Below are 22,229 nucleotides of genomic sequence, written 5' to 3'. Positions count from 1 at the left end.
GGCGCCACGGTTTCAGCGGTCAGGCGACGGCGACGCGCTGGGACGCGCTGGCCTCGCGGCGGATCTCGGCGTTGAGGAAGCGGCGCATCACCTCGGCGCGCAGGCCGGCATGCGCGGACTCGTCGAACAGGTCATGCAGCTCGGCCGGGTCTTCGACCAGGTCGAACAACTCGCCGTCCGGCCGGTCGCGGTAGAGAGTCAGCTTGTAACGCTCGTCCACATACGTGCGCAGGTGCACGGCGCTGGGCTGGTGGCGGTTCTCCACGAGCACGTGGTCGCGGGCCCGCGCCCGCCGACCCGACCACACGGAGAGCTGGCCGACACCCTGCATGTCGGTGGGCACCTCGATGCCCGCGGCCTGGAGGAACGTGGGCGCGAGGTCCACGAGACTCTGCAGGGCCCGCACGCTGCTGCCCGCGGGCACGACACCCGGGAAGCGGGCAATCAGGGGGATGCGGACGAGGTCCTCGTAATGGAACGGGCCCTTGGCGGTCAGCCCGTGCTGCCCCAGGAAGTGCCCGTGGTCGGTGGTGAACACGAGCAGGGTCCGCTCCGTCAGCCCCCGCTCGTCGAGGGCGTCGAGCAGCCGGCCGACGCAGGCGTCCACGAAGCTCACCATGCCGTAGTAGACCGCGAGGTCCCGGCGCATCCGGTCGGGGTCGACGCGGTGGCTGACGAAGCCATGGTTGGCGTGCTCGGTCTCCTGCCACGGACTGAAGTCGGGCTCGGCCTCCTGGGTGCGGCGGGTCCACTCGGACATGCGGTCGAGCTCGCCGTCCACCAGCTCCCCGGGCTCCACGTCGCTGGGATCGTACATCGACGCCCACGGCTGCGGCACAAGGTAGGGCGGGTGCGGATCCTGGAAGCTCGCCCAGGTGAAGAAGGGCTTGCCCGCCTCTACGGCCCCATCGATGGCGGCCACGGTGCGCTCGGCCACGAAATGGCCGTAGTGATAGCGCTCGGGCAGGTCCCACACATGCTCGCGCCCTCTGTCGCCGGGCCGCGTCCGGAAGTAGTCCTGCCATTCCGGCAGTCCCTTCTCTTCCATCCAGAGGGCGTAGTGCTGACCGGCCCACGCCTCGTCGCCGTGGTTCCTGGCCAGCTCGATGTGCTCGAATCCGTAGTAGGGGCCGTGGAAGCCCGCCCAGAACTCCAGGTCCCGCAGCTTGCCGGCAGCCTCCAGGGAGGGCTGCCCGGCGGTGGCGGCGAGCGGTTCGAAGTGCGCCTTCCCTATCAGGGACGTCGCGTACCCGCCTGCCTGCAGCAGGTGCCCGACGGTACGCCGGGCAGGGTCCAGTCGCGTGCCGATCGCCCAGCAGCCGTGCGTGGAGGGGTACTGGCCGGTGATGAGCGAGGCGCGCGACGGCGAGCAGGTCGGATTGGGGCAGTAGGCCCGCTCGAAGAGGGCGCCCTCCCGTACGAGCCGGTCGAGATGGGGGGTGCGCAGCAGCGGTGTGCGAAACCCGAGCGCCCGGTGATGGTGCTGGTCGGTGGTGATGAGCAGGATGTTGGGCCGCTCTGGCATGTCCTTGACTCGGTCCTCTCTACAACTATCTACCCGTGTCACTTCGGTTGCCTACTGCCATCTAAATACAGGATCCGACACGGTGTCTACGTGTAGAAACCCCGGAGAGTACGCCCGGGCGCACCTCGCGAAGGTCTTGACAAGGAATACGCCCCTTGATTGGATCAGTGGCGCCCGCCATGGTAACACGAGTAAATCATCCAGCACTCCCTAGCTGCGATGGCATGGTTCATCGCAAGAAATCGGGCTCTAATGGTCGACGAGGTCAATCGACACGAGTGGCAGGATGAGGCTGCGAACCGGTCGCGGACCGACGGAGCCCGCCTTACCCGCCGCGAACTTCTGAGCGCGTCCGGCGGCCTGGCCGCGGCTTGGGCGACCGGTTCGGCCATGGGCCCCGCACCCGTCGCGCATGCCTCCGCCCACGACCCCGAGCTCCAAGAACGTGTGCGGCGGTTACGCTCACAGTTCTTCACCGGGCCGATCCTCGACCGGCTGGATCTGGACTCTCTCGATCCCGCTCGGCGTCCACCGCACTCACAGCTGGGGGTGGTCGGGCACTTCCAGTACGCCGACCGCTATCCGTGGATCACACCCGAGACCATGCTGCCGTTCGTGGTCGCCGCCGGGATCAAGTGGGTGCGCACCGGTCTGCTCTACGACCATTGGGACTGGTCCACCGGCGGGCCGGGTGACCAGGTCCGGCACTGGGTCGAGGCGGAGTTGCGGGCCGGCGTCAAGCCCCTGTTCACGGTGAACAACAACGTCAACGTCGGAACGGCCAAAGAGATCTCCGGGTGGGTCGACCTCGTCCGCGGTGCCGTCGCCGAGTGGGGTCAGGACGTCGGAGCGTTCATGTTCGGAAACGAGCCGGGGAACGAGATCTGGAAGAACCACTACGGCGGCGACTATGCGGGCGGCCACCGGGTGGCGGCGTACGCGCGCTTCGTCGAGGAGGCGTCCAAGCAGGTCAAGGCAGAACACCCGAACGTGACGCTGGTCAACGGAGTCCAGGTCGAACAGGTGGCGATGACGCAGCTTGAACAGTCGTCACCCCTGATCGACGCGCTCTGCATGCATCATTACACCTTCAAGCACGGCCTCCCGCCGGAGTACAACCCGCGCACCGCCGACCCCAGGTTCAAGGATTTCGCGACCTCCGACCCGGAGTTCGCCCGGACGATGAACGACTACCTGCGCCAAGGGCGGATGTTGCTGGGCAACCCGGATCTCCAGCTGTGGATGACCGAGGTGGGGATCCCGTCCGCCGCCGGTCGGGAATTCGAGCCCGACACCTTGGAGCCGATGAGTCTGACCCAGCAGGCCAAGACCGTGGCCCGCATGCTGGTCCTGGGCTTTCTCGCGGTGGACAAGACGTTCGTCTACACCTTGGGCGCCCAGGGACACGATCCCGCTCGCGAGCTCGACAACTATGGGCTCGTGACCGACGAGGTGACACCCAAGCCGGCCTATTTCGTACTCGGCAGAATCAGCGCCCTCACGGGCGGTCAGGCCACCCCCGATCCGCGATTCCTCGCAACCGTGAGCAGGTTCGAAGGCGGGGCTCTGCCCACCTACGTCAAACAGATCGGCAGCCCCGTCGCCCGGCTCGTGAAGGAACGGATCGAGGCTAAGCGGTTCGTCACCGGGGATGGTCGCGGTCTCGTCGCCATCTGGTCGTCCGCGCCACCGCGCGAACGATTCCCGGCCAGACAGGCGACGTTCGCCGTCACCACCTCACTCGGCGCAAGACCCCTCGTCGTCGACCCGTTGACCGGCTCCTCCCAGGTTCTGCAGACCCATCCCGGCCCGAGCGGTACGACCCTCTTCAAGCTCGACGTGGCCGACTACCCCCGCTTCGTTCTCGAGGATTCATAGTCGCCCAACCGGTCCCGGTGCGCGGCACCGACCCCGAACACCAGATGAAGGAGTCTCATGGTCACACGACGTACCACGCTGAGAGCAAGCCTGCTCGCCATCGCGGTGACCATCTCGACCGCGCTGCCCGGCAGGGCCGATCCCCTGCCGTCGACCATGCCGCAGGCCGGCGCCGCGCCCGGTGGCTCATCGCCGTGCAGCGCCGGGCTCAAGCCGCTGAAAAAGGCAAGCGACGAGTTCGACAAGCCGCTCGCCAAGCGGTGGCAGCGCTACGACTACGCCCGCGATGACTTCTACAAGTCCGGCGAACTTGTCTTCCGGCCGGAAATGGTCGAAGTCAAGGCCGGGCGGCTGAACCTGTATATCCGTGACGAACCATCAGACGTCGACGGTGACGGCACCCTCGAGTATCCGGCCGGCGCGGTCGAGTCCACCTTCGCCGTCCCCGGGGCGAGCACGCGCCGGGCCAGCTGTGTCGAGGTGCGGACCAAGGGCTTCGCCGCCAACGTCGCCGGCTCGAACGTCTGGGACCAGAACGTCTTCAGCGCTGTCTGGCTCCACGACCGGCCCGCGTCGTTCGACAAGAACCCCAACCCGGAACTCGACATCCAGGAATTCTTCGAGTCGGACAAGCAGCACATGGCACTCCACACCTGGGAGTCGCCACCCCCACCGGCTCCGGGGACGCCCGCCTCCCACACGCAGGTCGACAACTGCCGCACCGGACGGTCCGACCAGACGGTAGACCCGGATGGCATGATCGACGACTGCCGCACCGACCTCGCCTTCGGTGATCTGACCACCGAGATGCACACGTTCGGTCTCCGCCGGGAGATCGTCGAGACCGACGGGCGCGAGGCCGGCCTGCTCACCTTCTACCTGGACGGGCAGCCCACCTGGACGAAGGAAGTGTCGGCCGGCTCCCCGTTCGTCACCGAAGGCCGGCACCTGATCCTCAGCGCCCAGGGCAATCCACCCGGTGGTCCAGGTCTGTCGTTCCCGAAGGTGGCCGAGCACGACTGGGTGCGCACCTACCACTGAGGCGCGGAATCCGGCGTGCCCGTGCACGACCGTGATCCCGGCTTCTCCGGGAGTTTTCGGCCTTACCGCGTACCGGATCGTTGAGGAGTCGCTGACCGACGCCCGTCGTCCAGCCGTTCGCCGTAGCGGGAGATCGGTGATTTGAGCCGTCAGCGCAGGTCACGGTGATCTGCGCGTCGACGATCCGCACCGGGACCGAGCCGATCACCGACAGGTAGGAGCCGTCTGCCAGGCGGGACAGGACCAGGACGCGGCGGTTGCTGCGCAGGCGGCCGACGACCTGAGCTCCGGTGCCCGTCACCGCGGCGAGGAAGTCGTTGCCTCCGAAATCAGACGTCAGATGGCGAGTTCCACGATCGTGATGTCCGGAGGTGCGCCGACTCGCACCGGTGGTCCCCAGAATCCCGCTCCCTTGGTCACGTAGAGCTGGGTGTCGCCGAAGCGCTCGTATCCGGCGAGCGTCGGCTGCGCCCAGGAGGTGAGCAGGTTCAGCGGCATCATCTGGCCGCCGTGGGTGTGCCCGGACAACTGCAGATCCACGCCGTGGCGCATTGCCTCGTTCACCTGTATCGGCTGGTGGGCCAGCAGGATGACCGGGCAGGCCGGGTCGCGGTCGCCGAGAGCCCGCTCGTAGTCGGGTCCGTCGTCCTGCCGGGCGCCGGTAACGTCGTTCACTCCGGCGAGGTCGAGGGCGGGCAGCTCCACGCGCTCGTTCTGCAGCGGACGGATGCCCAGCTCCCGCAGTTCCTCGATCCACTCGGTCGCGCCTGAGAGGTACTCGTGATTGCCGGTGACGAAGAACGTGCCGTGCCGGCTGCGAAGGCCGCGCAGGGGAGCGGCGGCGGAGGCGAGTTGCTCGACGGTGCCGTCGACGAGATCTCCGACGATCGCGACGAGGTCGGCGCCGGTGCCGTTGATCATGTCGACGATGCGCTGCGTGTGTGCTCGCCCCAGCATCGGTCCCAGATGGATGTCGCCGACCAGCGCGATCCGGAGTCCTGCCGCTAGGGGTCCGCCGCGCCGCAACCGTACGGTGACGCGGTCGAGACGGGGCGGGCTCAGTGCGGTCGCCATGCCGTACCCGACGATGCCCGTCGCGGCGGCCCCAGCCGTCACCGCGATCGAGCGGGCGAGGAACGCTCGTCGTGCCGAGTCCGGGGTCTCGGCCCGTGCTTTCGCCCGGCGCTTACCGATGAACGCCGCGGCCAGCCGTACGGGCTCGGTGAGGATGAGCAGGATCAGCAGGTAGACGGCCAGGCCGTACCAGATGTTGCTCGGCCACGCGATCCATCGGGACACGGCGATATCCACGAAGAACGGCGTGATGAGCGAGGCTGGAATGAACGCCGCGAGCACCACCGCGAGCACGGTGCCCACGCGACGGGCGCGGGACCGGGAGGGCGTGGTGCCCCGGACGAGGCGGGCCCACAGATAGATGTGGGCCAACGCCCACATCACCGACTGCCCCCATACCCATGAGGGAATCGACATACATCACTCTCCAACGAGGTCGGCGCCGGGCAGGTCGAAGGACGTGTACCGTCACCCACCCGGACCTGCGATTGCTGCTGCGTACGACGGAGCAGCCGCGATCCCTCGGCTGCATCCGTAGGTGAGTCATGCGCTGGACGGCGCCCACCGTGATCCCGGCCTCCTGATGAGGATCTCCACCACGATGAGGTTGACGATCCACCCGAGCGCCTGCCCGACCGGGATCATGGACTGAGCGCCGGCGGCGATCGAGCCTGCGTTCACCGTGTCGCTGAACGGAATCTGGACCAGCAGGAGGAGCGGCACCAGGACGCGTGAGGTGACGGCAAGGAAGGTGAGCGCGTAATTGCGCATCATCCAGTGCCGGTGGCGGAGGAAGTCGCGGCGGCGGGCGGCCCGGATGGCGAGCCGGCCGGTGATGAGCCACAGGACAGCGGGGATGACCAGGCCGATCTGGGTGATGAGGCGGCCTGAGAGCAGCGCCACCGGTATGGCGGCCAGCGCGGAGGGGAGCACTCCTCCGAGGAGATAACAACGGCCGATCGTACGGTGCGTCCGCCTGCGCGCCCGGATCGCCGGAATGAACTGCAGCGGGCCAAGAACGAGCGCCACCAGCGCCGTGAAGATGTGCGCGACGAGGAGGTAGTAGTACGGTCGGCTCGTAACGTCGAGTCGGCTGCCGTCGGTGTCGAACCCGAGGTAAGGTCCGATGAGCACGGCCCCGAACACCGCCGCGATGATGAGCATCAGCCAGATCCGGCGGGCTCTCTCCGGCCTGGCGGCGACCTTCATGTGATGCGTCCCCTTCCTGACCCAGTCTGATGACTGCTCATCATGTGGCGCGGAGGATGGCTCGGGCATCAGCCGTGGGGTGCGGGCCTGACTACGCCGATCGACGTACACGACCAGGTCGCACCCTGATGAGGGGGATCGAGGGACGCCCACAGGTGAGCGCAGCGTGAGTCAGATCGTGACGGGCCGTTCCTTACAGCGTTACCCGTGCCCTGTCTTCGTGGCGTCGGGCAGGGAATGATGTCCATCGCGGGACCCGCCTGGGTCATGGTCGGCTGCGGACCGGGGAAGCAACACCAACCGCTTCGCCTCGGCGGCAGTGCACGCAGTCGTCTCTGCGCCGGTAGTAGTAGGCGAGCGTCGCTAGGCCGAGTGCGACACCCCAGATGAGGAACGCCGGGATGGGCAGGTAGAACAGCGGTCCTACCGGATAGCCCTCGATGTCACCGGAAAAGCCATTGGCGATGAGGCCGGGCAGGCCGCGCGCCCAGGACAAGCCGACAGCCGTCACCCCGACCGCAGCGAGGCTTGCGAACGTCACGGGAAAGGCCGACGGGACCGGGCGGCCGGCAAGCCCGACCAGCCAGCGTGGCCAAATCTCGCCCCAGCGCTGGATCAGCCCCACGGTCAGGAGGGAGCCGCCGGCGCACATTCCGGCGAGCACGAGCTCCATACCCTTCGCGCCTGCTCCATCGTTGGCGGACTCCATCCGCCTCAGGAATTCCGTGGAGACGCCGGCCGGGATGTCCAGTGCCCAGGCCAGCCGTACCACCGCATATCCCCAAGGCGCCGCGATGGCTACATAGGTGATGACCCGGCCCCAGCGCAGCAGCCACGCCTCGGCCCGGCCCGTCCGATCCGTCGCCACGCGTCCGCAGTTCGCACATGCTGACCGGCTCGCCCGCTGGTAGGCCAGTGTCGCGCCGGCCCAGAAGATCCCTCCGACCATGAGGATGAGGAAATTCATGGTCGGCCAGTCCATTTTGTCGAGCGTCAGGAAGATGAGCGGGAACAGGGCTATGTTGAGTGCGCGGACCTCAGGAAGCACCAGCACAAGGAGCGCGGCAACGCTCCAGCCGAACCCCAGCAGCATCGCTCGCGGCCCTCGTGCCCGCCGCGCCATCGCCCCCGCGGTCACCACACCTGCCGCGCCGAGTGCGGCCGTGATCGATCCGGCGACTGGAGCCGTTGCTTCGGCCAGCAATTCGCCCTGGCCTTCGGCATTGATGTCGTTGGCGCCGAAGGGGAATCCTCCTCCGCCCAGCGCCCAGGAGATCCCGAGGACTGCGTAGATCACTGACCAGAGCAACGCGGCATAGGCTGTCCACGTCGGCCACCGGTTCCAGACCGGCACGGGTATTCGCTGAGTGACTGCCATGGTTGCGGCTCCTTTGCCGTTCGTGAAACACCATGGCCAGCGTGCGGCAGGTCTGAGATGGGCACATCCGCCGTCCCGAGGATGGACATCCTCTCCTGGGGGGAAATCAGCGACTTACCTCCGGGCGCCGGAGGTGTTCCTCATTCGACCAGTCCTGTTTCCCAGGCTCGTGCCGCGAGCTCGACGCGATTCCGCGCGCCCAGTTTGCGTTGGACGTTCTCCACGTGCGTCTTCACCGTGCTCGGAGCGATGAACATGGTCCGAGCGATCTCGTCGTTGGTCTTTCCCCGCGCCAGCAGTCGGAGTACCTGGGTCTCGCGCTCGGTCAGTTGTCCGGCGATGACGCTCTCACCAGCGGCTGTTCGTTGGGTGAGCCGCCGCAGGAGCCGCACGGTAATCGATGGACTGACGAGTGCGTCACCCGCCATCGCCGCGTGGAGAGCCTCGGTCAGCAGGGCGGGACCGCTGTGCTTGAGTACGTAGCCGCAGGCGCCGTTGCGGAGTGTCGCGTAGACGTAGTCGTCGCTGTCGAACGACGTGAGGATCACCACCCGCAGGGACTCTCTGACAAGAAGCTTCGTGACCTCGATGCCGTTCAGACGGGGCATCTCGATGTCGAGAAGGACGACATCAGGACGGAGCTCCCGGGCCAGTTCCACCGCCTCAGCGCCGTCGCGAGCCTCTCCGATCACGTTGATGGCCTGACTCTCCAAGATCATTCGAATGCCTGTGCGCACGAGTTGGTGATCGTCCGCGACCAGGACCCGCATCTCCGGTTCAGCCATCAGCCGGCAGCGTATCGGCTGGGATTTCGGCCACCATCTGCCATCCTCCGTGAGCACGTGGACCGGCGGTGAAGCGCCCGCCGAGAGACCTGACGCGCTCCTCCAGCGCCACCAGGCCCACGCGGGTCGTGGGCGCGCTCACCGGAGCACGTCGTCCCGGCCCGTTGATGACGCTCGCCACCACGTTCTGGCCATCACCGACCACCTTCACCTCGGCAAACTCCGCATCCGGCATGTGCCGCCGGACATTGGACAGTGCCTCGATCACGATCCTGGCCACGGTCGTGCTTACCCGCCTGGGCAACCGCCCCTCCAGGCCCGGTTCGACGTGGAGCGTGACGGGCACCGTGCCAGCAGCGGCGAACCCTTCGACGATTCGGGGAAGATCTCCCAGGTCCGGCGCGGCCGCGTCCGCTCCCGAGCCATCGTCCAACTCGTGCAACGCTCTCACCGTAGCGCTCAACGAGGCGAGGGCCCGCTGGCCGATCAACTCGATGTGGCGTAGCGCCTCCCCCTCCCTGCCCGGCGCGACCTGACCGACCTGCGCCTGGATGACCATCTCTCCTAGATCGTGGGCGATGAAGTCATGGAGATCCCTGGCGAGCACCAGCCGCTGACCCCTCCGAGCGTCGGTCACCGATCTCACCCGCTCGGAGTCCAGCCAGCGCAAATGCGTTCCGATTGCCGCCGCCCCGACCGCACCCAATCCCCAGAACGCGCAGAGTCCCGCCGCTTCCAGCAACGACGAAGCCGGCACCAGACGCAAGATCAACAATGATTCCGCGAGACCACCCACAAGCCCAGCGGCCGTAGCATGCCGCACTGGTGAGTTCCTGGCCACGACCATCACCATCAGCAGCAGGGCGAGCGTCTCGATGTACGACCAGGCACCCGCCCCGCCGCCCCGGTACCCATGGACCACGCTCACGCTCGCCGAGACCAGCGCGATCACGGCCAGGATGAGGGCGACCCAGCGCCGCACCTGGCACAGCCCGAGCACCATGGCAGCCGCCCCACACGTCACCATGGCCGACGCGACAACCACCGGCTCCGCGTCTGGGGTGATGAGCCGGCCCGCGACCGCACACGCGGTCACCCCTACGGCGATCGCCGCTGCCCGAGCCCGTGTGGTCCACTGCACGTCATGAGCCTACGGATCCTTCCGCAGGCAGGTATTCGTGGGAGCCGCTCCCACGGCGCGCTCGCGACTGCCGCATCGGGTTCCTGACAGACAGCCGCTGGCCCGGGAATTCGGGATTCACGACACAACGCTGGGCGGCGGATGCACTATCTCCATAGTAAGAAGGGCGTAACGCAGGATCGGACGAATCACGCGATGGCCTGCAGCAGGCCGCTGGCGATGCCGAGAACCAGGGAGAGCGCGGCCGTGAGGTAGGCGATCCAGGAGGCGCCGCCCTCCGGGATCCGGCTTCTCTCCCCATGCTGGAAGAGTGGTCTTATCCACCGCAGGTAGTAGAAGAGGCTGGCCACGGTGTTCAGCACGGCGACGACGGCGAGCCACGCGAGCCCGCCGTCCCACGCTGCGGCGAAGACCAGCAGCTTGCCCACGAAGACAGCGGTAGGCGGCGTGCCGACCAGGCCCAGCAGGCACACCACCAGGGCGAGCGCCAGGCGGGGTGACCGTCGGGCCAGCCCGGCGTAACCGGCCAGGCTGTCGGTCCCGGCCGCGATGACGACGGCGAACGCCCCGAGGTTCGTGATGGCGTAGGCGGCGACGTAGAAGAGCAGCGCCGGTTCGGCGAGGTCGGTCCGCCCGGCGACAGCGACCGGAACCAGCAGATAACCGGCCTGGCTGATGGTGGAGTAGGCGAGCAGGCGGCGGACGTTGTCCTGGTAGAACGCGGCGAGATTGCCGAGTGTCATCGTGGCCGTGGCGACGATCGCGAGAAGCGGCCGCCACCCCGTCTCGGAGCCGGCGAACACCTCGGACGCCAGCCGGAGCAGGGCGACGAACGCTCCGATCTTCGGCACGGTCGTGACGAACGCCGCCACAGCTCGCGTGGAACCTTCGGTGACGTCCGGCACCCAGAAGTGCGCCGGCACGCATCCGGCCTTGAAGAACACTCCCGCGAGCAGCAGCAGGACGGCGATCCCGGCCGCCGGTGACCCCGGGAGATTCCGCGCCACGTGCTCGTAGGCGGTGCCTCCGGTCAGGCCGTACAGGAGGGTGACCCCGGCCAGCATGACGACGCCGAGGAACGCGCCCATCAGGTAGTACTTCAGTCCCGCTTCCGTCCCCGGCCCGTCCTTGGCGAAGGCGGCCAGCGCGTAGGTGGGGATGCTCGCCAGCAGGTAGGCGGCCACGAGCACCAGGAGGTCGGCCGCCCCGGCGAGCGCAACCGTGCCGAGGGCTGACAGCAGGAGCAGGACGTACACCTCGGCCTCGCGGCTGTTCCCGCGCGCCCAGCGGGCCGCGAGCACGACGACCAGCAGCGTGGCGACGGCCACCGCGGCCCGGGTGGCATGGGTCAGGAGGTCGACTGCGAACGCCTCGAAGGCCATCGTGTCGGGCCGGAGCGCGGCCACCGCGGCGGCCATCACCGACGCCACGAGCGCCGCCGCGCAAATCCAGGCCACGATCTGCTGGCGCGGGCGCGGCGTGAACAGCCCCACCAGGAGCCCGGTCACCGCGCCACCCAGGATGAGGAGCTCCGGCATGAGGTCGAGAGGGTTCTCGGTCATCGGCTGACCAGGGACACGATGGTGGCCGAGACCGGTTCGATCAGGTCGAGCAGCCAGCGGGGCGCGAGACCGATCGCCAGGGAGAGCGCGAGCAGCGGCACGACGGCGGCCGTCTCGTACGGTCTCACGTCGGAGACCGTGAGCTCGCCCGGGGGCCCGAGGAACGCCTTCTGCAGGACCCGCAGCATCAGAGCGGCCGTGATCAGGATGCCGGCGACGCTGAGCGCGGCGGCCACGACGGCCCCCACCAGGCCGGTCCCGATGACGCCCGTGAAGATCTGGAACTCCGCGATGAACCCGGACAGGCCCGGCAGTCCGAGTGATGCGAACGCGGCCACGACCGTCATCGCGGTCAGCCGGGGCGCGGTGCCGGCGATGCCACCCAAGCGGCGGATGTCGTAGCTGCCCACGCGGTCCCACAGCACGCCCGCCAGCAGGAACAGTGCGCCGGTGACCAGGCCGTGGCTGACCATCTGGGTGACCGCCCCGCTGACCGCCAGCTCCCGCGCCCGCGCGTCCCCGGCGGCCAGCCCGGCGGCGCCGAACGCGAGGACGATGTAGCCCATGTGGTTGACCGACGTGTACGCGATCAGCCGCTTGAGGTTGTCCTGGGCGAGCGCGACCAGGGCCCCGTACAGCACGCTGACGACGCCGGCGACGATGACGACCCACGCGTACCGCTGCCAGGCCCCGGGCAGCATCGGCATCGCGATCCTGGCGAAGCCGTACGCGCCCATCTTGAGCAGGATGCCCGCCAGGATGGCCGATCCGGCGGCGGGCGCGTCGGTGTGCGCGGGCGGTAGCCACGTGTGGAAGGGCACGGTCGGCGTCTTGACGGCCAGCCCGATCCCGATCGCGAGCAGCACCAGGCCACCGGCGTCCGGGGGAGCCGCCGTGAGGTCGACCATGTCGAAGGTGCGCGGATGGCTGCCCAGGTAGAGCCCGATGAGCCCGAGCAGCAGCGCCAGGGAGCCGAGGAAGGTGTAGAGGAAGAACTTCAGCGCGGAGCGGCCCCGCTCCCCGTGCCCCCAACCGGCGATGACGAAGTACATGCCGACGATCGACAGGTCGAAGAAGACGAAGAACAGCAGCAGGTCGAGGGCGGCGAACAGCCCCTGCGCAACGGTCTGCAGGAACAGGAAGAGCGCGGCGTACGATCGTGGCCGCCGGCTCTCCTTCAGCGAGTAGACCGCGCACAGCAGGAAGAGCAGGGCGGTCAGCGCGATCAGCGGCAGGGACATGCCGTCGACGCCCACGTGATATCCAGCGCCCACCGAGGGGATCCACCGCAGCCGGGTCTCGTATCCGATCCCGCCCGTGTAGCCGTCCCACATGATGGTGACCAGGGCCAGGTCGGCGGCGGAGGTGGCGATCCAGATCCAGACGGCCGTCCGCCCGCCGAGCCGGGGAACGGCGAGGAGGGCCGCTCCCAGCAGTGGCAGGAAGATCACTAGGGAGAGCACGCTCACCTCACCAGCGCGATGACGACGGCCAGCAGGACGAGCCCGACCGCCGCCTGGGCGAAATAGGTGTGCACCTGACCGGTCTGCGGCCGCCGGGCCAGCTCACCGAGGCGGGCGACCGTCGCGGAAACGCCGCTGACGACGCCGTCGACCCCGGCTTCGAAGGGCGACCTGGCGAACCGGGCGACGGCCATCCCGCCCCGAGGTACAGCGCGTACGAGGCCGTCGACCACGTGGTCGTCGAATCGGGCCAGCCCTCTGCCGGCAGCCAGGAGCGGCCTCCACACCAGCAGCCGGGCAGCGCTCTCCAGCCGCAACCAGTCCCTGAGGAAACCGGGCGCAGCCCGGCGCTGGGGGCGCAGCCGTGCCAGCACGACCACGGCGATGGCCAGCGCCCCCGACAGGGCCAGCTCCACCGGCCCCGGTCCGGGCGCTGGAGCGCCGAGCAGCCGGGACCAGCCCGCCAGGACGGCGGGCATCCCGACCAACCCGAGTGCGACGGCCAGGAAGGCGAGGGGCGGCAACGGAACCTGCTCCAGCACGCTCATGGGACGGGCTTCCCACCCACCACCCGGTCTCCAGACCGCGATCACCGCCTGGCCCGCGTACACCGCTGCCAGCAGCGTCGCCGCCAGCCCGACGACGTGGAGAGCTGGGGAGTCGACAGCCGCCAGGATCAGGTCCTTGGTGACCCACAGCGACAGCGGCGGCAGCCCCGCCAGCGCCAGCCCTCCGATCGTGAAGGTGACCCCGGTCAGCCGGTGCCTCCGTGCCGCACCGCTCAACTCGCCGAGCTCCTGGGTGCCCAGCGTGGTGAGCCAGGCGCCCGCCACGAGGAACAGCAGGCTCTTCACAGCCGCATGCGCGACCAGGTGGGCGGTCCCGCCTGCCACCGCCGACACGCCCGCGGCCAGCACCATGAAGCCGACCTGCGCGCACGTGGAAGCGGCGAGCAATTGCTTGAGCTCGCGCTGGGCGACGGCGACCGCGCCGAGCAGCAGCGCCGTCAGCCCGCCGGCCCAGGCGACGAGCGTCGCGGCCCAGCCGGTCGCGGCCAGCAGCGGCTGCAGCCTGAGCAGCAGGAAGGCCCCGGCGGCGACCATGGTGGCCGAGTGCAGCAGCGCCGACACCGGACTCGGACCGGCCATGGCGCGCGAGAGCCAGAACGAGAACGGCAGTTGCGCCGACTTCCCGAGCGCCGCGACCACCACTCCCCCGGCAATGAGGTCCAGCCACGGCCGCTCGGCCGCCTCCACGCCGACCAGCCCGAGCGACAGCGTCCCCGCCAGCGCGCAGCCCGCCGCCAGGTAGAGGCCCAGGTCAGCGGCGCGCGTGGTGACGAAGGCCAGGCTCGCCGACCGTACCCGGTCCGGCTCGCGCCACCAGAAGCCGATCAAGGCGTACGACATCGCGCCCATGAGCTCCCAGCCCATCAGCAACACGACGAAGTCGGTCGCCATGACGGTGACCAGCATGGCCCCCACGAAGACCAGCATCAGGCCGGAGAACCGGCTCCGCTCCTCGCGGATGTCGCCCGCGGCGAACACCAGCACGGCGAGCGCGACGACCGCGACCGTCACGACCATCACGGCCGCGAGCCCGTCGACCGCCAGCCCGGCCGGCAGCCGCGCGAACAGCGTCGTCTCCACCGCAGGCCGAACTACCGCGGCCCAGCCGGCCAGCAGGACCGTCACCCCGGCCACCGCCGTCGCGACGGCGGGAGCGACCCGGTCGGCCCGCCGCGTGACGGCGAGCACGGCGCCCGTGGCGATGGGCAGCCCGGGCAGCAGCCACAGCAGACCGCTCAACTCTTCAGATCCCCCGCATCGTCCGTCAGGTCCACGTCGCGGGCCCGGAAGATCGCGGTGACGACGGCGAACCCCATCGCCATCTCCAGCGCCATCACCGTCACCGCGACCAGGACGAGCACCTGGCCGTCGGCCGTCGCGGGGGCGAGGAAGTACCAGAACGCACCACCCGCCACGATCAGTCCGTTGATCATGAGTTCCAGGCCCATCATCAGCATGACGATGGACTGCTGGGACAGCGCGCCGTACAGGCCGACGGCGAACAGCGCGGACGCCAGCAGCAGGAACGCCTCTAGCGTCATGACGGTGCCCCGACGCCGGGCCGCCGGTCGTAGCGGCCGCGATGGGTGGCGAGCACCACCGTGGAGATCATCGTGGCCAGGATCGCCACCCCGATCACCATCATCACGAGCATCTTGGGCCCCATGATCGACAGGCCGAGCTGGTGGGCCGGGTCGGCGGGCGGGCTCCCCCGGCGTTCCGGCCACTCCACCAGGAGCACCCCGGACGCCACCAAGGCGAACACCGTCCCCGCGATGATCGCCGAGCCTTTGTTGTTGTGCGTCATCTTCATGGGCATGAGCCCGGCCGGGTTCATCATGTACATGATCATGAAGACCGCCATGACAAGCATCTCCATGACCATCATCAGGATGATCAGTACGCCCAGGTACTGCAGGTCGATCAGCAGGAACGACAGGCCGACCGCCAGCAGGGACGCGAGCAGGGCGAACGTCGCCCGCGCCATGGAGTCGACCACGAACACCGCGATCCCCCCGGCGACGGCGACGGCCGCGAGAATCCAGAAGGCGACGGTCATCACAGCACCACGATCCCGACGACGAGAAGCTGCACCAGGGTCAGCGGGATCAGCACGACCCACGACACCGGTGTGAAGCAGTCCATCCGCACCGCCGGCACCCGATGCTTGGTCCAGATCAGGGCCGCCAGCACCCCGGCCGTCTTGATCAGCACCCAGAGCCAGGCGGGAAGCAACGGCCCGTTGCCGCCGCCGAGGAAGAGCGGCACGGCCGCCGCAGCCGCGACCACCAGAATCGCGTAGCGTCCGGCCTGGAAGATCAGCCGATCGGCGCCCGACAGTTCCGCGCCCACTCCACCGGCGATGTCCGATCCCAGCGGCTGACTCATCGGGCCCCAGAAGGCCATCGCGAGCGCCGAGACCAGGTAGACGACGAAGGCGATCGGCATCCAGACGATGAACCACAGGTCCCGCTGCGCCTGAACCGCGCCCGTCATGCTGAGCGAGCCCGCCCCCAACGCCACCGTGATGAGCGCGAACATGTGCGGCAGCTCGTACGCCAACCCCTGGGCCACGAACCGGTAGCCACCGACCAGCGGGTGGACCGAGTTGGCGCCCCATCCGGTGAGCCAGAGAGAGCCCCAGACGCACACCTCCATGGCGTTGAACCACACGATGCCCACCGGCAGGTCGACCAGCGGCGCGTCCCCGAGCGGCAGCACGATCGCGGCCAGCACAGCGGCGACCAGGAGGCTGACCACGCCGCAGCGCATCAGGAGCGTGTCGCGGAGCAGGGTGCGGCGCCGCTGCTGCACGAGGAGCCGGGCCGCCTCTCTGAGCGGGTCTGCTGCCGACCTCACCGTGCCGGCCAGAACGGAGTCCAAGGCCGCGGCCGACAGCGCCAGCACGGCCAAGGCCACCGGCAAGACCGGCACGGTCCAGATCGGCGTGACATCAACCATGAGCCACCTGCGCCTGGGCCCGTTCGAGATCGAGATCCAGCGCAGCGACGATCAGCCGGGCAGCCGCCAGCTCGACGCCGACCAGGAGCCCGGACAGCGCCGCCAGCGACGGTTGATCGTGTCGCGGGCCCTGATCATCGCCTGGACGCGAACGGTCGTCGAGGGCATCGAGCGCCTCACCGGTCCGCGCCAGCCAGTACTCCAGCCGGGACAGCACATCGCTCTCACCGGCGTTCACGCCACGCAACATCCAGCGCAGCACCAGGGAACGCCGTACCTGCCGGGCGAAGGGCGCATAGGCCGCCACGAGCGGAGTCCGTGACTCGCCCGCCAGGACACGATCGCGCAGTCCCCTGGCTCGCGCCCCCGCCGCCGGCCAACCGGCCACCGCGAACAGCCGCCCCATGCTGTCGAGATGTGCTGCGGCCCTGCGCCGTTCCGCTTCCCCTCTTGTCACTGGATGCCCCTGATCGGACAAGATCCAGGGCTCGTCCCAGAAGCTGATCCCATGTGCCGCGCCCTCGACGGGCCTGGCCGCGGCTTGCTGGATGACGTCCCCCTGCATCGTCGTCTCCACCACCAGGCCGCTCGGCCAATCGGGCAGGAGCGGCCCGAGGGGCACGTGCAGCCGGTCGAGCTTCAAGCCGTCCCGGTCCGCTCCTCGTCCAGCCATCGGCAGCCCACCGGGATTGCCCATGTGGTGCTCGTGGCCGGAGTGTTCCATATCCCCGCGATCCCCGTGATCCCCGTGGTCTGCGTGTTCCGTGTGGCCGTCGCCGTCGTGCGTCCCGTGCCCGGCGTGCGGGTCATGATGGGGGCGGTCCATCCCAGGCGTGCCGGGGTCCGGCTCCGGACCACGCACGGCTGCGTCCCGCTGTTGTGCCCGGCTGTCCGAGAGCCGAGCCGCACCGCCGTCCAGGGCATGCGCCACTTCATTTCGCGTGGCGCCACCTGGAAGTGCCACGTGCGCGCGTGGATTCGCCAGGCTGTCCCAGAAGGTCCGTACGGCAGTGTCCAGTTCGCTGCCAGGCGTACCGCAGACGATCAGCAGGCTCGCATTGCCAGGCCCGTTGGCGGCCACCCAGCCCCGCCGCGCCAGCTCCGCCTCGACGGTCAACCGCGCCCTCGTCCCGTACAGGCCCGTGACCACGAACGGCCGAGGACGAGCCGCCGCCTGACGCCGGATCCACCCGGTCAGACCCACCGGAACGCGCCCTCTCGCCACGCGTAGACGACGCCCACCATCAGTAGCCCCAGGAAGACGAACATCTCCACCATGGCCATGGTGCCGACCTCGGCGACCACCAGGGCCCAGGGATACATGAAGACCATTTCCATGTCGAAGGCCAGGAAGACCAGCGTCACCGCGTACCAGCGAACGTGATAGCGCGACACGGCATGTTCCCTGGCCACTCCTCCTGACAGGTAGGGGCCGACCGCGAGGGGCCGGGGTGCGAGGCCCCGGGACACGGCGTAGATGCCCAGCACACCGATGGTGAGCAAACTCAGCAGGCCGAGAAGGGCCGCCCAAGGTTCCATGGGTCCTCGCAACTTTGACCTACATAGTTCCCCAGCGAGTCGTGGCAAACCGCCTCTCCTGACACTCTTTGCACAGCCTGTCAAGGGCAGACGGAGGCAACGCTTCGATCATCGTGTGCCCGGCGCGGCATCGGCTGCGGCCCGCTCCACCCGGGCCGGGGCGGCCTTGATCCACCGATAGAACCCCGGGTGGGACACCTTCGAGACCCGGCACAGCCGCTTCACGCCGAAGGCGTCCCGATGATCGCCGGCGAACTGGAAGCGGCTCGCCGGTTGGCATGGGCTGCCCAGCAAGCCGTAACCTTCTCGCCACCCCGCACCGGGTGGGCCTGGCGGACGAAGGTGCGCCGTTGCGCCTCTTCTTCGATGACCGACCGGGAGAGCGAGGCCGCCGCAGCGAGGCTGGGCCCTGCGAGCACGATGAGGTCGAGGTCGAACAGGCTCGCCATGGTGACGGCCGCAGTGCCCAGGAGGTGGCCGGAACCCTCGATGAGGGTCAGCGCTTCCGGGTCGCCGGCGTCCGCGGCGGTCGCGATGCGGCGGAAGGCGGTGATGACGTCGGTGTCGCTGGCGTTGAGCCCCAGTCGCCCGCCGAGGCTCGACTCCTGCAGCGCCTGCTCGATGACGGCGGAGGGGTCGGCGTAGTTCGCGAGGCAGCCGTAGTTGCCGCAGCCGCATGGCCGCCCGTTGATATCGACGGTGATGTGGCCGATCGCAACGCCGTTGGAGGAACTGCCGCGGTACACCTCGCCGTCCACGACCACGCCGCCGCCGAAGCCGTTGCAGGCCGGCACGCTGACGTTCGCGGTGGCGACGGTGCCGCGGGAGGCTGCGACACTGGCCGACGTTGCATCCGGACCCCGCTGGTACGGGTTGTCCGCGGCGTGTGCTGAGCCCGGTAAGGCCAGGGCCGAAGCGATGCAGAAACCGGCCGTGACCACGGACGTTCGTAACTTCCACATCCGGCCTCGCGAACGGGGCCTGGCTCAGCCGGTTCCCGCCTCCTCTGGCCCGTGCGGCAGCTTTCGGTCAACAGGCGTTGTCAGTCGCCTCCTCTTCTCGGTTTCCTGCAGCGATGCGTGTCAGCTGGCTGTGATGGTCAGGTTGTTGGTGACGAAGTCCTTGCCGCCGGCCGACGATGTGATCTCGTAGCCGAACTGCACGTTGCCGATCGTCACGTCACCGAACCAGCCGCGGTTGCGGATCCAGGTGCAGATGGCCTTGATGTCGACCGTGCCGGAGGCGGCGTTGGTGGTTCGGATGAAGGAGTAGACGGCGTTGTGGCCGTTCGAGCCGCGGTGGATGTTCCAGGTATGGCCGCCGACTGTGGCCGTGGTCTGGAAGCTGCCGAGCGGTCCTACCGGGCCATATTTGTTCATCCAGAGCATGATTTCGTGCTGGTTGTCACTGGACCACACGTCGTACGCGCTGGTGAACGCGACTCCGCTCGTGGGCACGGTGACGTCGAATCTGCTGCTCAACGTGCCCAGGGCGCTGATCCGCTTGCCGGACCAACGGGTGGAGTTGGGGTAGGACTTGATCCCGCCCGTGTTCGGGTGATCGGCCCACACTCCCCAGTTGGTGGCCGAGTTCGCCCAGACGCACTGCCGACCGGCGCCGGAGCCCCAGATGTTGTTGTAGAGCGTGTACCCTCCGTTGGACCAGGTGCCCCATTGGTCGCAGGACGACCAGACGGCGGCGTGCACCGGAGCGGATACGAGACCGGACAGGATGATCGTCAGCCCAACCGCGAGGGCGGCCAGGCTTCGACGGGCCGTACGGGTCATGAGCTTCCTTTCGAGGAGGTGGAATCGGCGGTCATGTCCCGGGATCACCCCTCCGCCTCGGGTGAGCAGGACCGTCACCACTCGGCGATGGACCCGCCGGGGTGCCTCCAGAGCGGGCCGCGCCGGCGATGGCCCTGCTGCGCCATCCGCTCCACCGCGCCTTCGTCGGCTGCGATGCGGAGGGCTCGGGGCGGGTCGTGTGGGCGGCGTCAGCAGCGGTAGGGGTGGAGCCGGCGGTCGTGGTCACGGGAGCCAGCGGATGTTGGGATTGAGCTGGCCGGTCCAGTTGAAGACGGCCATGTTGTCCCACTCATCACCGGAGTTGTTGATGTCGGCCGGGTCCCAGCCGTTGCCGGGCAGCGCGTACCAGGTCGGTTCCCAGTAGAAGACGCCGATGGCGCCCGCGTTACGAGCCGTGCTCTGCACCGCCGCGAACTCGGCGGCCTGCCCTTGCCACGTGAGGTCGTAACCGGAACACCCCGACGTGACCACGTTGGGCGTCGAGTCGGCGTTGGCGGAGGTGAACGGATAGGCGGTCTCGGCGATGACGACCGGCTTGCCATAGCGAGACCGCATGTCGGAGATCACGCTGGCCATGTTCGACAGGCTGCCGTGCCACATGCAGTAGTACGACAGGGCGGTGATGTCCCACTGCACGCCCTTGGCCCGGATCCCGTCGTAGAACCAGCGTGCGCCGCTCTCCACTCGTGCCGTGTGGATGATCACCTGTGTGCTGCTGTTGCAGGCCTTGGTCGCGTTGTAACCGGCCTTGAGCAGCAGGCTCAGGTCGGTGAAGTCATTGTTGACCACCCGGCCGTCGGGCCACAGCATGCCGGTGTTGATCTCGTTGCCGATCTGCACGCTGTCCGGGGTGGTGCCCTGGGCCTTGAGGCTGGTGCACACGTCGTAGGTGTAATCGTAGACGTCGGTCTGCAACTGGCTGATGCCGTGGCCGGCCCAGGCGGCGGGCTTGTACTGCTTGCCGGGGTCGGCCCAGGTGTCGGAGTAGTGGAAGTCGACCATCAGCTTCAGGCCCTTGGCCTTCACCGTACGCGCGTACTGCAGGACCTTGTCCTTGTTGTTGTAGCCGCTGCGCGGGTTGTTCCAGATCCGCAGCCGGACGTAGTTCACCCCGGCACTCTTGAGGATGTCCAGCGGGTCGCCCGGGGTGCCGTTGGGGTAGGAGTACCGGGCGCCCAGGTCGGCGGCTCGCTGGAGCGTGGACACGTCCGCGCCCTGCATGATCGTGCTGTTCCCGCCGCCGTCTGTCGTGACGTCGAGGTAGTCGATGTTCCCGAGCCCGCCGGCGGTGGTCGCGGCGAGCCGGACGGTGTTGGTCCCGGCGTTCAGCTGCAGGGGCAGGGTCTTGCTCGCCCAGGCGGTCCAGGCGCCGGTGCCCTCGAAGCCGAACCCGGGCTGCGCCATCGCGCCGTTGACACTGATGTCCGCCGATCGGTTCGCGGTGGTGCCGTTGGCGTACCGGATGGTGAGGGTGGCGGTGCCCGCGGCCGCTGTGTTCACCGTGAGCTGGACGGCGCTGCCGATGGTGTTGTTCGTGTCGCAGAAGCCGCTACCGGAGTAACCGACATGGTTGGAGGCGATGGCACCGTCGCACACGGCGGGTGCGGACTCCGCCTCGTATCGGTTCGTCGCGGCGTGCGCGCTGGCCGCGAGTATGACGGGAGCGCCGGACAGGGCCGTCGTCATCGCCGTGACTATTGAGATCTTCGCTGGCCAGTTCATCGAGGCTCCTGGGGAGGCCGTACTCGGGGTGGAAGGGGTAGCCACCCGGATCGAACGCCGGAGGCGGAGCAGCGTGGCCGCCGAGCGGCGACAGGATGGGAAGGCTCGGGACTCGTTCGGCGGGGGTCACGGACGCGCAGATGAGTGCGGATCGCGCGGGAGAACACGCGTGGCCGCGATCCGGCAGGGCGGCCAGGTGGTGCCGGCCGCCCTGCCGGGGGTGTTCAGCGGACGTGGATGTCGGGTTGCGGCGGGGTGCTCATGCCGTTGCCCAGGAAGAAGCTCGGGTGGGGCGGCTGGTTGTAGGCGGTGTTCTGCCAGGCGACGGCGACGCGGTACTGGGCGTCGTGCATCAGCGTGTAGATCCGCCGGTCGGTCTGAACCGGGGTGGCGTAAATGCGCAGCGCGGCGTTGTCGTCACGAGGCAGGATGATCTCCTCACGCCAATCGCCGAACAGGTCGCCGGACAGGGACGGGGTGGATTTGGTGCCGTTGATCGAGTGCGCGCCGGAGCCGGTGAACAGGCGCGTGTCGCCGCCGGTGCCGTACTTGTCGACGTAGTTGCCGTTCAGCA

20 protein-coding genes are annotated in these 22,229 nt (G+C 68.7%); 2 read left to right on the top strand and 18 right to left on the bottom strand.

Annotation, left to right across the window (positions count from 1 at the left end; genetic code table 11):
* Positions 1–19: 19 nt before the first annotated feature.
* Positions 20–1,525, bottom strand: a complete 1,506-nt coding sequence (locus E1294_RS14620; RefSeq protein ID WP_132508773.1) for a sulfatase family protein — start codon at positions 1,523–1,525, stop codon at positions 20–22.
* A 390-nt stretch (positions 1,526–1,915) separates the two neighbouring features.
* Between E1294_RS14620 and E1294_RS14615 the strand changes: the two genes are divergently transcribed.
* Positions 1,916–3,403, top strand: coding sequence for a hypothetical protein (locus tag E1294_RS14615; protein WP_132508771.1), 1,488 nt, complete (start codon positions 1,916–1,918; stop codon positions 3,401–3,403).
* A 57-nt stretch (positions 3,404–3,460) separates the two neighbouring features.
* Complete coding sequence (locus E1294_RS14610) at positions 3,461–4,444, top strand: LamG domain-containing protein (RefSeq protein ID WP_132508769.1); 984 nt, start codon at positions 3,461–3,463, stop codon at positions 4,442–4,444.
* A 336-nt stretch (positions 4,445–4,780) separates the two neighbouring features.
* On the opposite strand, the gene E1294_RS14605 is transcribed toward E1294_RS14610, so the two are convergent.
* From E1294_RS14605 to E1294_RS14525, 17 genes are all read right to left on the bottom strand, one after another.
* Positions 4,781–5,935 (bottom strand): metallophosphoesterase, encoded by a 1,155-nt coding sequence (locus E1294_RS14605; RefSeq protein WP_132508767.1) that lies wholly within the window; start codon positions 5,933–5,935, stop codon positions 4,781–4,783.
* A 126-nt stretch (positions 5,936–6,061) separates the two neighbouring features.
* Positions 6,062–6,727 carry a DUF2306 domain-containing protein gene (locus E1294_RS14600; protein ID WP_132508765.1) on the bottom strand — a complete coding sequence of 222 codons (666 nt, stop codon included), beginning with the start codon at positions 6,725–6,727 and terminating at the stop codon, positions 6,062–6,064.
* Positions 6,728–6,992: 265 nt separating this feature from the next.
* Positions 6,993–8,105 carry a hypothetical protein gene (locus tag E1294_RS14595; protein ID WP_132508763.1) on the bottom strand — a complete coding sequence of 371 codons (1,113 nt, stop codon included), beginning with the start codon at positions 8,103–8,105 and terminating at the stop codon, positions 6,993–6,995.
* Between the two features lie 140 nt (positions 8,106–8,245).
* Positions 8,246–8,890 carry a response regulator gene (locus E1294_RS14590; RefSeq protein WP_246083015.1) on the bottom strand — a complete coding sequence of 215 codons (645 nt, stop codon included), beginning with the start codon at positions 8,888–8,890 and terminating at the stop codon, positions 8,246–8,248.
* Complete coding sequence (locus tag E1294_RS14585) at positions 8,883–9,893, bottom strand: sensor histidine kinase (protein WP_165977278.1); 1,011 nt, start codon at positions 9,891–9,893, stop codon at positions 8,883–8,885. Before E1294_RS14585 ends, E1294_RS14590 begins: the two co-directional genes overlap by 8 nt.
* A gap of 326 nt (positions 9,894–10,219) precedes the next feature.
* Positions 10,220–11,593, bottom strand: a complete 1,374-nt coding sequence (locus tag E1294_RS14580) for an NADH-quinone oxidoreductase subunit N (protein ID WP_132508759.1) — start codon at positions 11,591–11,593, stop codon at positions 10,220–10,222.
* On the bottom strand, positions 11,590–13,056 hold the full coding sequence (locus E1294_RS14575; RefSeq protein WP_132508757.1) for a complex I subunit 4 family protein: 1,467 nt from the start codon (positions 13,054–13,056) through the stop codon (positions 11,590–11,592). Before E1294_RS14575 ends, E1294_RS14580 begins: the two co-directional genes overlap by 4 nt.
* A gap of 2 nt (positions 13,057–13,058) precedes the next feature.
* On the bottom strand, positions 13,059–14,864 hold the full coding sequence (locus tag E1294_RS14570) for an NADH-quinone oxidoreductase subunit 5 family protein (RefSeq protein ID WP_181958498.1): 1,806 nt from the start codon (positions 14,862–14,864) through the stop codon (positions 13,059–13,061).
* Positions 14,861–15,166, bottom strand: a complete 306-nt coding sequence (gene nuoK / locus E1294_RS14565) for an NADH-quinone oxidoreductase subunit NuoK (protein WP_132508755.1) — start codon at positions 15,164–15,166, stop codon at positions 14,861–14,863. The genes E1294_RS14570 and nuoK overlap by 4 nt, the downstream gene beginning before the upstream one ends.
* A complete protein-coding gene (locus tag E1294_RS14560) occupies positions 15,163–15,684 on the bottom strand; it encodes an NADH-quinone oxidoreductase subunit J (RefSeq protein WP_132508753.1) in 522 nt (173 codons plus the stop codon). Before E1294_RS14560 ends, nuoK begins: the two co-directional genes overlap by 4 nt.
* Positions 15,684–16,586: a complex I subunit 1 family protein gene (locus E1294_RS14555; protein ID WP_132508751.1), complete on the bottom strand. Its 903-nt coding sequence runs from the start codon at positions 16,584–16,586 to the stop codon at positions 15,684–15,686. The genes E1294_RS14560 and E1294_RS14555 overlap by 1 nt, the downstream gene beginning before the upstream one ends.
* Positions 16,579–17,703: a hypothetical protein gene (locus E1294_RS14550; RefSeq protein ID WP_132508749.1), complete on the bottom strand. Its 1,125-nt coding sequence runs from the start codon at positions 17,701–17,703 to the stop codon at positions 16,579–16,581. Before E1294_RS14550 ends, E1294_RS14555 begins: the two co-directional genes overlap by 8 nt.
* 77 nt (positions 17,704–17,780) lie before the next feature.
* Positions 17,781–18,125: an NADH-quinone oxidoreductase subunit A gene (locus E1294_RS14545; RefSeq protein WP_132508747.1), complete on the bottom strand. Its 345-nt coding sequence runs from the start codon at positions 18,123–18,125 to the stop codon at positions 17,781–17,783.
* 221 nt (positions 18,126–18,346) lie between these two features.
* Positions 18,347–19,066, bottom strand: a complete 720-nt coding sequence (locus E1294_RS14540) for an ROK family protein (protein ID WP_165977277.1) — start codon at positions 19,064–19,066, stop codon at positions 18,347–18,349.
* Positions 19,067–19,207: 141 nt separating this feature from the next.
* The gene (locus E1294_RS14535; RefSeq protein WP_132508743.1) at positions 19,208–19,912 is read right to left on the bottom strand and encodes a glycoside hydrolase family 12 protein; all 705 of its coding nucleotides are present in this window, start codon (positions 19,910–19,912) and stop codon (positions 19,208–19,210) included.
* Between the two features lie 243 nt (positions 19,913–20,155).
* Positions 20,156–21,655, bottom strand: a complete 1,500-nt coding sequence (locus E1294_RS14530) for a glycosyl hydrolase 53 family protein (protein WP_132508741.1) — start codon at positions 21,653–21,655, stop codon at positions 20,156–20,158.
* Between the two features lie 224 nt (positions 21,656–21,879).
* Positions 21,880–22,229 (bottom strand): rhamnogalacturonan lyase family protein (locus E1294_RS14525; RefSeq protein WP_484213980.1); only part of this gene is annotated, 350 nt, incomplete at its 5' end.

Origin of the sequence: Nonomuraea diastatica, from assembly GCF_004349015.1 — a bacterium.
GTDB lineage: Bacteria > Actinomycetota > Actinomycetes > Streptosporangiales > Streptosporangiaceae > Nonomuraea > Nonomuraea diastatica.
This window is presented reverse-complemented; position numbering and strand designations above follow the sequence as displayed.